This is a genomic window from Paenibacillus sp. O199 (assembly GCF_001636635.1).
Taxonomy (GTDB): Bacteria; Bacillota; Bacilli; order Paenibacillales; family Paenibacillaceae; genus Paenibacillus; species Paenibacillus marchantiae.
Window position 1 is genome coordinate 327420 of the sequence record NZ_LGRP01000006.1, and the last position, 12330, is coordinate 339749.

General features: G+C 46.3%; 15 protein-coding genes, 1 tRNA gene and 1 pseudogene. 3 read left to right on the forward strand and 14 right to left on the reverse strand.

Features of this window, described 5'->3' with window-relative positions; all coding sequences use genetic code 11:
• Positions 1-231: 231 nt before the first annotated feature.
• A complete protein-coding gene (locus tag A6049_RS12260; protein WP_063564899.1) occupies positions 232-1062 on the reverse strand; it encodes an aldo/keto reductase in 831 nt (276 codons plus the stop codon).
• 175 nt (positions 1063-1237) lie between these two features.
• Positions 1238-1519 carry a hypothetical protein gene (locus A6049_RS12265; RefSeq protein ID WP_063564900.1) on the reverse strand — a complete coding sequence of 94 codons (282 nt, stop codon included), beginning with the start codon at positions 1517-1519 and terminating at the stop codon, positions 1238-1240.
• A gap of 203 nt (positions 1520-1722) precedes the next feature.
• On the opposite strand from A6049_RS12265, the gene A6049_RS12270 reads away from it, so the two are divergent.
• The gene (locus tag A6049_RS12270) at positions 1723-2121 is read left to right on the forward strand and encodes a hypothetical protein (RefSeq protein ID WP_063564901.1); all 399 of its coding nucleotides are present in this window, start codon (positions 1723-1725) and stop codon (positions 2119-2121) included.
• Positions 2122-2213: 92 nt separating this feature from the next.
• On the opposite strand, the gene A6049_RS12275 is transcribed toward A6049_RS12270, so the two are convergent.
• The 10 genes and pseudogenes from A6049_RS12275 to A6049_RS12320 form a co-directional block, all read right to left on the reverse strand.
• Positions 2214-2435: a YuzB family protein gene (locus A6049_RS12275; protein ID WP_024629198.1), complete on the reverse strand. Its 222-nt coding sequence runs from the start codon at positions 2433-2435 to the stop codon at positions 2214-2216.
• A 21-nt stretch (positions 2436-2456) separates the two neighbouring features.
• Positions 2457-2759: a hypothetical protein gene (locus tag A6049_RS12280; protein WP_063564902.1), complete on the reverse strand. Its 303-nt coding sequence runs from the start codon at positions 2757-2759 to the stop codon at positions 2457-2459.
• A 143-nt stretch (positions 2760-2902) separates the two neighbouring features.
• Complete coding sequence (locus A6049_RS12285; protein WP_062322197.1) at positions 2903-3160, reverse strand: hypothetical protein; 258 nt, start codon at positions 3158-3160, stop codon at positions 2903-2905.
• Positions 3161-3391: 231 nt separating this feature from the next.
• Entirely contained in the window at positions 3392-4606 is a 1215-nt protein-coding gene (locus A6049_RS12290) for a M14 family metallopeptidase (protein ID WP_481852680.1), read from the reverse strand.
• 241 nt (positions 4607-4847) lie between these two features.
• Positions 4848-5657 carry a glutamate racemase gene (racE, locus tag A6049_RS12295; RefSeq protein WP_063564957.1) on the reverse strand — a complete coding sequence of 270 codons (810 nt, stop codon included), beginning with the start codon at positions 5655-5657 and terminating at the stop codon, positions 4848-4850.
• A gap of 225 nt (positions 5658-5882) precedes the next feature.
• The gene (locus A6049_RS12300) at positions 5883-6269 is read right to left on the reverse strand and encodes a YtxH domain-containing protein (RefSeq protein ID WP_063564903.1); all 387 of its coding nucleotides are present in this window, start codon (positions 6267-6269) and stop codon (positions 5883-5885) included.
• 186 nt (positions 6270-6455) lie between these two features.
• Complete coding sequence (locus tag A6049_RS12305) at positions 6456-7361, reverse strand: DUF4261 domain-containing protein (protein ID WP_063564904.1); 906 nt, start codon at positions 7359-7361, stop codon at positions 6456-6458.
• A gap of 11 nt (positions 7362-7372) precedes the next feature.
• Positions 7373-7834: a DUF86 domain-containing protein gene (locus A6049_RS12310; protein WP_063564905.1), complete on the reverse strand. Its 462-nt coding sequence runs from the start codon at positions 7832-7834 to the stop codon at positions 7373-7375.
• Positions 7835-8005: 171 nt separating this feature from the next.
• The gene (locus A6049_RS12315) at positions 8006-8293 is read right to left on the reverse strand and encodes a Dabb family protein (protein WP_063564906.1); all 288 of its coding nucleotides are present in this window, start codon (positions 8291-8293) and stop codon (positions 8006-8008) included.
• Positions 8294-8577: 284 nt separating this feature from the next.
• Positions 8578-8970: pseudogene (locus A6049_RS12320) on the reverse strand (phage holin family protein); the annotation flags it as partial.
• Between the two features lie 439 nt (positions 8971-9409).
• Here A6049_RS12320 and A6049_RS12325 point away from each other — a divergent pair.
• Complete coding sequence (locus A6049_RS12325) at positions 9410-10006, forward strand: helix-turn-helix domain-containing protein (protein ID WP_024629188.1); 597 nt, start codon at positions 9410-9412, stop codon at positions 10004-10006.
• A 674-nt stretch (positions 10007-10680) separates the two neighbouring features.
• Here A6049_RS12325 and A6049_RS12330 read toward each other — a convergent pair.
• Positions 10681-11835, reverse strand: a complete 1155-nt coding sequence (locus A6049_RS12330) for a sn-glycerol-1-phosphate dehydrogenase (protein ID WP_063564908.1) — start codon at positions 11833-11835, stop codon at positions 10681-10683.
• Between the two features lie 159 nt (positions 11836-11994).
• Here A6049_RS12330 and A6049_RS12335 point away from each other — a divergent pair, with 159 nt between their 5' ends.
• Positions 11995-12174, forward strand: a complete 180-nt coding sequence (locus tag A6049_RS12335; protein WP_063564909.1) for a hypothetical protein — start codon at positions 11995-11997, stop codon at positions 12172-12174.
• A gap of 60 nt (positions 12175-12234) precedes the next feature.
• On the opposite strand, the gene A6049_RS12340 is transcribed toward A6049_RS12335, so the two are convergent.
• A tRNA-Leu gene (locus A6049_RS12340) sits at positions 12235-12318 on the reverse strand.
• Between the last annotated feature and the right edge of the window lie 12 nt (positions 12319-12330).

Genomic DNA, 12330 nt, shown 5'->3' on the forward strand with positions numbered 1-12330 from the left:
GAAAGAAAGCTGCAACGGAAGCATATACTTCGCATTTATCACTGGATTTTACCCTTTGAAGATAGGGAATTCCAAAAAATCCGGGGATAACGGCGATCGAAAGATTGTTCTGCACACGTAGTGGCCTACTGTAAAGGATTATGCTTTCATTTTATATCACGAAGAATGATCCGTATCCGGAACAACTCCACGCAGATCATTAAACACTCATTTTGGAATTGAGCTACACGCTCAATCCCAAAACAGCTGATCCGGATGTGGTCCCGTCCGTTTATCCGAATCCAGCGCATCAATCAGTTTCAGCTCATCAGGAGTCAATTCAAAATCAAAGATGTCCGCATTCTCGCGAATTCGCTCCGGGGTAACCGACTTCGGAATCGTCACGATCTGGTTCTGAATATCCCAACGCAGAATAACCTGTGCGGGTGTTTTTCCGTATTTCTGGGCCAGACTTTTCAAAGCCGATTCCTTGTTCAGTTTACCTCTCATAATGGGGCTCCATGCCTCCAGTTGAATGCCCTGCTCCCCGCAGAAATCCTGCAGTTCCTGTTGAATCAGACCTGGATGCAGTTCCACCTGATTCACCGCAGGTACCGTTCCACCTTCATCTATGATATCGCGCAGATGGTGTACTTCGAAATTACTTACACCAATGGCACGTACACTTCCTTCGCTATATAGACGTTCGAAAGCTCTCCACGTCTCCTTATACTGGTCTCTACCAGGCCAGTGAATTAAGTATAGATCAATGACATTTAATCCAAGCGCCTTTTGACTGGCCTCAAATGCTCTCAAGGTCGAATCAAAGCCTTGATCCTCGTTCCACAGCTTGGTTGTCACAAACAGCTCATTCCGAGCAACACCACTGCTCGCAATGGCTTGTCCCACTTCCTCTTCATTTCCATAAACGGACGCCGTATCAATGCTCCGATATCCAACTTCCAATGCAGTCTCCACTGCTTGCTGTACTTCTTTACCCTTTGCTCGATAAGTCCCAAATCCCAGCCATGGCATCGTCACTCCGTTGTTCAGAATCGTACAATCTGTAATATGTTTTGTCATTCTGTACCTCCTGTGTGAAATTTGCCTGCTCATGGTCTATTAACCTTCTCACAAAATTTTAAGCGGCACGTTACACACAGTTTGACTGAGATCCACTTCTTGGGGTCATTCAAAAGAGACATGAATAACCCGCAAAGCACTGCTGCTCTGCGGGTTTCTGGTGTGACAGGAACGCCTATAGATCCCCTTGCCCATTCTGACTCTGGATCGAGTTCAATCTTCTCTTCTCCTCAATGAACATCTCTTCTGCCAGCTCAACGCCCTGACCTCCAAGCGAACGTTCAGCTTGAAGCATAGCCTGCTCGGTATGCGCCAAACGGCGTTCTGCCTGTTCAATGGTCTGTTCTGTTGGATGTGACATTGCCTGTGAAACGGCATAATGAAGTTTGTTCACTGCATTCTGCGCCTGGGATACGGTTGTATCGGCTTGCAAACTGGAATCATAACGCTTCGGCATGAGTATTCCTCCTTGGGATCATGTTCCTGTTACCCCATTAGGATGGTTGACATCGGCCTTCCTTATTCTTCTTTTGCTAAAACAATGACGGATCGCTTCACTGTTCCCATTAAACGATTAGTGATAAATATCATGATGTGTATAACCTTTTCCGGTCTGACTGCGTTTATTTGATAAGTACCTTTTCACAAGGAGGCGTGTGTTTGAAGAACTTTGGGATTATGTTCATACTGCTATCTTTATTGCTGCTCATCAGCGGCTGTACACCTTCGACGTATGAAATAACGGGATATACAGGCTCCTCTATTAATAACGAGATTCCGGTCCCCGTGAATGCAAAGCAGCTGAACGTAACGACATATTCAGACAATCCAAACATTAAAACGGGCATTAAATATGAATTGAAACATATCGGGGGAGAACAGGGATTATATGTACCCTCCGATTATTTCGAGAAGTTATCCGAAGCCGGATGGGTTGAAGTGGAAGAAGAGCGAATGGGGAATGTTCATTATTTTAAAAAAAGCGATACTATCATCGCCATTGAGATTCAAGAGGATACCTTTAAGATTTTTGAAATGATGCAGGGCTTTACGTTCTAACCCTGTACCGTTCCTAATCACAACTAAAAAAGAGAGGCCGCGGCCTCTCTTTTCCGTTCGTGGACAAGTTTGCCCAATGTAAATTCATACAATTACTTTACGAATTTCGCTACTTTTGCAAGCACTTCTTCTTCTGACGGAGCACTGATGTACCTACCGTTGATGAAGACAAAAGCACGCTTCGCGCAGGGACCGCAATACGATTTGCAACCAATTTTGATCTCCGTATCCGGAGCCATTTTCTCCAACTTGGCTACAATCGATTTTAGTCTGATATGATTACATTTTTCGCATACGCGGATATCGTTAGCCATGAGTTCCCCTTCTTCGCTCCCTTAGTGGTCGCCGTGGTTGCCTTGGGATGGGTTCGTAATAACGAAGCCTTCTTCAGGGAAGTAAAGGTAATCAATTTTAACGCCATCCAGCAAAGGCTGATCATTCTCAAGAATAACGTCGATCTCTTTATCGGTAGATACAACCGTATCATTTTCTTTTGGCGTATCGATATCGAGTCCGTAGTGGGCATGATCTCCATGTGCATGTGTGATCACAACGCGCAGCAATTTACCTTCGTTCTCAGGCTTGTCCAGTTCAAGTTTCAATACTTTCGCGGCATTACGTGTAATTTTGCAGTTCATTTCATTCATCTCCTATATCGTAATTGCTGGTTCCAACAATTTTCAGTATTTCTAAACTCCAGCATCTATTGTAAAGAAAATTACTGCGCTTCGCAATAACATTGATGCAAAATCGATGTTAAAACCACCCATTTTGTGTCGGATTAAGACGACGCACCCGCTGTAAGTACCGGATATTTGCGCTCCGCACGACTTACAAACCAGTTCATCAGCAACAACGTAACCCCGATATCATCTATAGGCATAAACGGCATCACGTCAGGAAGCACCCAGTAGAGCAGCGCCGGGATGATGAACAGCAGCTTCTCACCCAAAGGGATCTGAGGAGCCCGCAACAGACGCGGCAGCCGTTTGAATACTTGTGTCCATCGTTTGAATGACAGCAGTCTTCTCCACTTCATATGAACCCCTCCGTATGATTATTGCACTGAAATAAAACAGAACACGTTATATTCACACCCATCATTACCCGTTCCAGAGCGATCCGGAACGAATGATGCAATATGCAGATTAAAAAAACGAACGCCGGTCACAGCGCCCGTTCCTGTTATACGAGTGGACAACCTTTAAGTTTCATGTCTTCCCATCCAGATTATGTGAAGTCAGATTTCATGGATTCCCGGTCTTCCCTGTTAGTGCTCTCGATCTGTTAGTAATTCAGCCAACAGCATGCCAACCTCTACGCAGATGTCATCGAACTGATCCATGGGCAGCGGGTTGACCCCAAGTCCCACTTCTACCGTGAAGCCGGGCTTTCGAAACTTCTGAATGAACCAGTCTTTGTACCCTGCATCACTTCCACCCAGCTTAACTGCCTTGTACCCCGAAGCCCTTGCCAGTCTGCGTGAAAGCGGGGCACTCTCCTTTGGCTCCAAATCTCGGTAGTTCCAATAAATTTCTTGTCCCTGACTGTGCAGCGAAACGACAGCATCGAAATGATGTTGCTCGGTCCACTGTGCAAGTGCCCATGCCTCCGGTTCCGATAAGGGAGCGGTTCCTGCATAATCTCTGGGCCCTGGTGTCGTTATCCCTCTTCTAGCTGCTTCTTCCTCCCAATAAGCCGGGAATTGATCGTTAAGGTCTACTCCCCTGATATTAGACTTCCAATGCGTAAAATGGGAGCGTCCAGCATTCCATGCCAACAATTCTTCTGCATGGGGATGATCATTGACCACGCCCTCTTGCACCAATTCAACTCCATCCGGGTTGACCATGGGCACACCCCACAGCGTAGTTTCCTGCATCCAGCGTTCCGTCTGGAATTGATGCCATGGCGTATGTGTACTGTAGGCCTTCGCATATTCTTCAATGAACCGCATCAGAACCGCCGTTGTCAGCCACTCATTTGCATGAACTGATGCGTTGACATGAATATGTCTGGGGCCTTGACCCAAACGCAGATAAGGCAAATCCTTGCCCATGACACTGCTGCCAATGGAGCCAATCTCGATAAATGGATACTTCTTTTCGAGCAAACCGATATCACGGCTCATTTCACGATAACCATACTCTCCCTGCAACTTGACGATAGTTTTTCCATTTGAATCTGGAATATGAATACATCGTCCGCACCAGTCCGGAATGTTCGCTATTTCTGGGTTGACCTCGCGCAATTCTTCTTCATTCATTCCAAAACGTAATGCAATCACAGCCACTTTCTCCCCTGGTTGCACTGCATACCTTCGTCCCATTCCCGGCGTAATGCGCAGCATCTGTCCTGTTAGCAAATAGGGCTGGGACGCTGCTTCAGGGTTGAGAGCAGCCAGTAACTCCTTCGTCATATGGTTCGCTGCCGCAATACGCGACAAGGTATCTCCCTGTTGAACAATAATCCATTGCAGCTCCATGTCGATCTCCTTTCCCTTAGGAAATTGTGTAATCTCCCGTCCTTTTCTCGCCTGTGTCCTTACTGTATGTAATATGTATGCGGGTCTGGTTGTCCGTCATGTGACATGAATCGCGTAAATCCCTCCAACATAAGAAAAACGTTATGATACTTCTGAGCTTCTTAAACTTTCGGATATAAACAAAAGAATCCCGGAACACTTAGTGTTCCGGGATTCTTATAAGCATTGAAATCAAAAAAAGTTATGGTAATTGGGTAACCTGCCACACAACTGGCGTTTTGGAGATCTGCTCTCCGAGCCATTGGCGGGTAATATTCTGGAACATGCGGGGGTCCCCTGTGCAAAAAAACTGATGGACCGGCGTCTCATCCCCACTGGCCAGCTTTCGTTTATCATACAAAATCGTACTGATTTCCCTTGCCGTTTCATCTGCCGAACTAATCAGCTTCACTTCCTGCCCCATAACCTCCTGAATGGTATCCATGAGAAAAGGATAGTGCGTACAACCCAGAATAAGACAATCAATCGGCTGTTGTTTAATCTGGCCTAGAGATTGCTCCACCGTACTTGTCGTTTGCTCGGAACGGAATTCGCCTTGCTCCACCAGTGGCACAAGTGCCGGACAAGCCTGACTGACCACATCAATATAGGGAGACAACTGTTTGAGTGCAGACGTATATGCACCACTTCCAATGGTCCCCACGGTGCCAATGACACCGATGCGTCCTGTGCGTGTCGCAGTGATGGCTGCTCGTGCTCCAGGATGAATGACACCAATGACAGGCACATTCACCTTGGCTCGAATATAGTCGAGCGCTGCTGCCGTAGCCGTATTACAGGCGATAACGATAACCTTCGGATCGAACTGGATCAAGAAATCAACGATTTGTTCCGTGAATTGTTTAACTTGTTCGGACGAACGGGGTCCGTACGGTGTCCGGGCAGTATCTCCAAAATATATGATCTTTTCCCGTGGGAGCTGACGCATCACTTCCTTGGCGACCGTCAATCCCCCTACACCGGAGTCTAATATAGCGATTGCTTGCTGCACGAACACACCGCTTCCTTCTTCATTGAATTGGTTCTGTTAACATATTGGTTCCCAGAGCTTTCTTCCTACCGTATGAATTTTCAGGCAAAAAGGTACCTACATCTTACCCGATTTCATCGCAGGGTTCAAACAAAATGCCGTATCGTACAACTCCTGCACGACCACGCACAACAAAGCAGGCTCCCCTCCAGATGGAGGAAAGCCTGCTCGCGTTCAAGCTTAGCTTTAGATGTTATCTTTGGAGTCGTCGGCAGGAAGCTTCGCAATGACTTCAATGCCAGACTCATTTGCTGCATCTGCATCGATGGAAGAATCGGAATCAGTAATGACGGCGGATACGCGCACTTCTTTACCTTCAGCGCAATTGCGCCACGATTGGATATCCTGGATAACGACATCTGCCGTCTCTTTTACTTTGGATACGATCTGTGCGCTTTGTTCTCCTACCTTGCTAGCCAGTTCCTGACCCTTCTCACTCACCTGACGTGCACCTTCCGAAATATCTTGACGAAGTTCGCGTCCGGATTTTGGCGCCAGCAGCAAAGCTGTCACTGAACCTACAACCGAGCCGATTAATGCTCCCCACAACAAACTTTTGTTAGAATCCTTCACGTCTCATCTCTCCCTTTACCTTAAATGAAGTACCGAATAACTAAGCAACGGCCTGTTGCTCGTCAATCCGGGCGAATGCCTACTCTGTTGATGCAGTATAAGCAGCAAGGGCTTGACCTGACACTCGGATACCAAAAAAAATTCTGGATGTCGTCTTCGCACCTTCTGACGTTATCGAGATATGTCTCAGGTCTGCCGCGCCGGCTCAAGCGGAGCAGCAGCATGTTCATCACCCGGGTCCAGATCAATTACATATCGTCCTGGTGCAATCAACGCCGCCTGATGCTCACAACGCCAGCGTCGTCCGCCGGAAGATCCCAGCGTCTGTCCATCCTGTAGAACATCTCCCTGATCAAATATGTAATAGGCGGCACCCAGTAATGTCTGGGCTACCGTATCCGGATCGAGTCCAATAAAATGACACTGTACATCAGGCACACCAAGTGCCGACAAACCTACCGTGTCCATAACCAGCTGACGCTGTTCCTCCGTGCCCCCAGCCTGATACATGCGCACATTCATCGCAGCGTAGAGATGCTCCTCACGCTCCTGTGACAGCACATAGGCTTCTGGTTCAACTAATTTGTCACTGCCGTACCAGTATAACGCCTCACAAGGCAACACTTCCATGACAGCCTGAATCGTCTTTTGGAACAATTCGAGTCGTTGTTTGCGCGGCATGGCAGCAGTGAACATATCATGAAGTCGGATAGAATATTGGATCGTTTCCATAGCTTGTCCTGCTTCTGGCCAATGCCAGGCTTGCTGTAAAGCCCCTCCAAAGCGGGCACGATCTACAATTTCAGTAATGGGGAGCATGCAAGTCTGTGCTGGAATATTACCTTCCTGAAAAGAAACCTTATAATCCAGGTGGTAGAAAACCAGCATCTCAGGATTATGCTCCTCATTACCCTGCTTCACGTCAAGCCGGACTTGTCCGGTATGACGGCTCAGTGCATCATGCAAACGCCCCTGATCTATAACGGGACGTTCCTGAAATAACAGCTCAATCATATATACCGGATGAAACCCGGAAGGTATGTCATTCGTTTCATTATTTACTTCTCGAGCTTCTTTCCGTTCGTTCGTCATGCTGTTTCCCCTCATTCCTTGCTCTGTCCCTCGGCCTGTGCAGTCTGGAAAGGTCCGAGTTCTTTTTCCACATAGGTATTGACCTGATGGGAAAAATGTTCAAGCACGCCCGGCAAGTCACTGCTCAGCGGATGCAGTTCAGACCGCTCCCAGCTGTAATAGTCCTGAACGAGCGGCTTGCGCAACGATACGAGGCGACTAAGCACCTCATAGGTTGCATGATCAAAAACTTTCTCTTCGTGGTTAATTTCAATAATATCGTCATAACTGCTCGCATCACGCATGATGAAGCCATCAATGAGATAACTCCCAACATCCGTAACGATTTCAATCGCCAGATGAAGACAGCGTTCCTGTACCAGACCCAGCATGAGACTGCCATCCCAAGCTTGTGACGCGCGACGAAGACCTTCAGCCACCTCCGGTACGGCAGCAAGCCGGCGGGCAATCTGTTCTCTGTTTACGTAATACAATGTGTTCACTTCCCGTTCAGTGAATTATCGGTTCCTTTTTCCTCTTCGCTTCAGCCAAAATAACATCACAGGACAAGCGATCAGAAACACGACAAAAATATATAAAAATTCCATAACGTCTCTTAAATCGCTCATGCAGAGTCCCCTATCCAAAGTAGAATGAATAACAGATTAGATTTCGTAGTCCACTGCAATCGACTGCTCTCTGACCTCGTTCATATACTTGATGACTTCTTGATGCAGCGGATGCACCTGATATGCCTGAAGATCTTCCAGTGATGCAAATTCTGCCGTAAGTGAGATGTCAAAAGATCTGTCCGAACGAAGCACGTCGATACCCACTTCAAGCGAGACCAGAACATCAATTTTCCCTTGCAGATTGCGAAGAACATTCGCAGCCGCTTCGATACTTTCAGGAGAACGATCTTTCATTTTAAACAGAACAATATGTTTAATCATCAGACAAGCACCTCATTTAAGTATAATAATTAGTATGAATGAATTTTCTTGTATCCAAAATATATCATAACGTCCTCTATTACGAAAGGATACTTGGAAACGTTCTCTTCAAAGACAATCTAATCGGTGCTGCTTTCATTCCCTTTGGATTTCTCCTGAGACATATTATCCGTCTGTTCACTTTGGTTTGTCTGTTTTTCCGGTACGACTTCTGCTGCTTGTTCTTTTGTCTCCTTATTCTCCACGTTCGGCTGTGGTTGAGGCCACTCCCTGTCAGACAACCCCTCCTGTTTTTTCAGCACCGCTATAGCCTGTCTGAGCTTGTCAGGCAATGGAAGCCCAATGCGGGCATAATTTTCGGTAATGGATATCAGCTCATTCACCAGATAAAAGTAGATGGCTCCCCCTTTAATGATGTCAGTTCCCATGAGCATGTCAATTCGGTGGGCAAGCAGAATAACTGTTAGCATGAGACCTTTGCGCGCGAGCCCCCAGAATCCAACATTACTATTCAATCCTTTACCCGTTCTTACTGCCGCAGCGAGACCCGTAATATAATCCACAGCCATTGCAACCGCCAGCAAGCTAAGCAGCTGATCCCATCCACCAAAAGCAAACGTCATGAACGCCCCTGAAATGGCAGCAAAGGTACTTACGGATGGACTCACGTTTCTCACCTCTCCCTCTCACTTGATCTCCATACAAGATATGTAAGAATAAGAGATTTTGACAGTCCACATGCCTTGCTGAACACGCGGATTTCTAATTTCAGATTTGTGCACATTGGAAATGGGTTCCTTTAACGGGATTCGAATATTTATGGGTAAATCAGGGAAATAAACCGCATCATATCAACAAAAAATAGATAAAAGTACTAAAGTCTCACTAATAGGTAATTAGACTCATTTTATTTTTATTCATTATCTATTTGATCCCTTAAATTTAGTGAAACATTGTAATCTAGGAATATACTAGGATGTGAATTGCGTCTGGTCTAGTTCATAATTCCTCCTTTGTAGCGGATTCGCGCATCCACTCATTTGAAACAGGTGCACCCGGCACTTGAAAGTACCCCCGTACTTATTGTAGTATTTGGTTAAAAAAATCGGAGGAAATATGCCTAATCAACCAGAACAACATTCCATCCAGGCGTGGTCTCTGATCAACCGTAAATATTTGGGAAAAGGCGTCCGTGTTAAACGATTCCGAAAACCGACACGCTGTCAAATCCGCAACCGTGTTCTTCTTGCCGTGCTGATGGCCAATGATATCAAGTTGTCTCAGCTCGCCGAAGATCTATCCATCTCTTCACGCAGCGTCAGCGCGTGGGTGTATGAAGGACGGATACCCGGCAGTACCAATTTGGACAAGGCATGCCAATTGCTCGGCTACCCGCGCCACATTCTTTTTAATGAAGAAGTGGTACGCAAAAGCCCTGTCATTTGTCAGCCCGAGCCTTCCCGCTTCATGAAGCGTACGGTGACCCGTTCTCCGGTTAGCAACCGTATTCTGACAGGCTTGTGTATGGTCCATGATTTGTCGGTGACAGATGTCAGCCACTGGATCGGGGTTCACCCCGGCACTTTCCGCAAATGGCTGCATCAGGGAACGCTGCCTTCTGCTGCGTTTCAGGAACAAGCGGAACAATTTTTCCGCATCCCGAAAACTATTTTGTTCGCAGATGTCATCTTGAAAGATCGCCACAATAACTAAATTAGCGAACTACCAAAAGGCTCTGTCCTCTCCCCATTGGGAAAGACAGAGCCTTTTTAAAATACCACTTTCATCGTACAAATTTTATTAGGTTACCATTTCTCCAGTCGGGTGTACTCAGCATCGTCTCTCAGGGGCGATAAGCGGCCCTCCTGCCCTCCAAACAGCTTTGGATGCATCATTCCTTCATTCCCAGTCACTCCTTAACCTGGGCCGGTACAGCGTGCTCTCTGAACGAGGCGAAAATCCCATTGTCGAAATGCGTGACGACTTATACCCATATGTACCTCATTGATGATAACCAACCAGTCCATTAAATTATGGATCATTTAAAGAAATATAACTTCGTCGTTAGCTTCATTTTCATAATATATTTGTACGAACAATTTAACCCAACACTTTATATAAAGTATAAAAAAAGCCTGTCCCTTAAGGGAGTAGGCTTAATTCAAACTCTAATTCAGCTCGTATAACGTTTGGTTCGATCTATCCTTATTCGCTGTATGACTGTGTTTCCCAAAAATTCATGTGATTTGTTGCTATCGAATTAAGCACAAGCACCTCTAGCGCAAACAACAACACTTCCTTGTCTCGTACATTACAGGATCCACTCATAATTTGTACGTACAAATAAATGCATAAGATAACACTTGTTCATATTATTTTTCCCATCCTTATTTCGAACCCACGTTTAGAATCTCGTTGATATATTTCAGTCCCGTATAACGATCACGAAGCAAATGAGCTGTGTTGAAAGCATGTTCCACCATCTCCATGGATACACCTAGTTGTTCAGTCGTTGTAGGTCCCCCAACTTGCTCAAGCCAAGCTATAAGCTGAGATGCATCCGGCAGATTATTGTATACCTGGAATACCGGCTCGTCGGATTTTTGTGCAAGATCTTTGTATTTTATGGTAAGCAGTGCACAGGCCACTCCCACCTTGGCACCATGCAAAACAGGCTTGTGCCCTGACTCCATCAGATCCATCTCCCACCGATGAGACAGATGATGTTCTCCACCGGATGCCGGACGAGAATGATCAATGATTAGCATGGAAATGCCGGAAGCAATCAGCGCATCCATCAATACACTCACACCATCGGCCCGTCCTTCAGCGATCCCTTGTACATGCTCCACACAGGAAGTTAGTGCTTCTTCTGTCATGCGATAAGCTACGGGGCAGAACGGTTCTCCACCCAGATCCCTGGAAACCACCCAGTCCGCCAGTGATGTATATTTACCAAGCATATCTCCGAATCCGGCTGCATTCATCTCTTGGGGGGCTTGCTCCAAAATATCGATGTCCGCAAAAATAGCTTTAGGCGGTACCGCCTGGAACGTCTGTTTGACGCCGCTTACAATAAGAGGTGCACCCGCTGAGGTAAATCCGTCAACCGAAGCTGCTGTAGGCACTGACAGAAAGGGCTTGTTCATTTTGGAGCAAACAAATCGCACCAGATCATGAATGGTCCCTGAACCAGCAGCAATGATCGCCTGACTTTCTTGTTTCACACCGAGCAGTACCTGCACAATCCCACCCTCATCGGCGATCACGTCGCCTGCTTTGTTCTCTGGCATGCATATCTCATCCACATGAACGCCCGCTTCTCGGATGTTCTTTACCACCTCGTGTCCCGCTGCCGGACCTGTAAATCGATCATATACCACTGTTACATGTCTGTACCCTTGCTCGGACAAATAGCCAGGTAACCGCTGAATAGCTCCATGCTCCAGATAGACCTGCATTTGCACCAACCGATGATCATGCCCACAAGTACAATTTTGCGCTTCTTCGTTCCATACGGCAATTCGGTTGTTCATATTCATCCGTTTTTAACCTCCCTTAAGAAATATCATGCATAATTACATGGTTAAAACCACAAAATGAAAAAAGGAAATAAAATGTGAGTATTTTCCTGATCACACTTTACTTCCTGTATTAAAAATTTGCAAACCCCAAACTCACATTCCCAAGCAGGTGAACCTATGAAATTAACCAAAGAAATAGGAATTTCTCTCGGATTTCTCGCAGGAACGACATTTGGCAGCGGCATCGCCTTTTTGTTTCGCTTCCAGGCATATGAGGTGATGGCAAGTGTTGCGCTCTTTGGTATTGCTGGAGCGATTGCAGGCCTATGTGTGCAACAATTCATTTTCAATAAATAAAAAAAACAAAAAAAGCTCGCGAATTGCCTTTAGAGCAATTTTGCGAGCTTTTTTCTTCGATGCGGTCGAGAGGACTCGAACCTCCACGGGGGTTAGCCCACACGGACCTGAACCGTGCGCGTCTGCCAATTCCGCCACGACCGCATAATATGTATC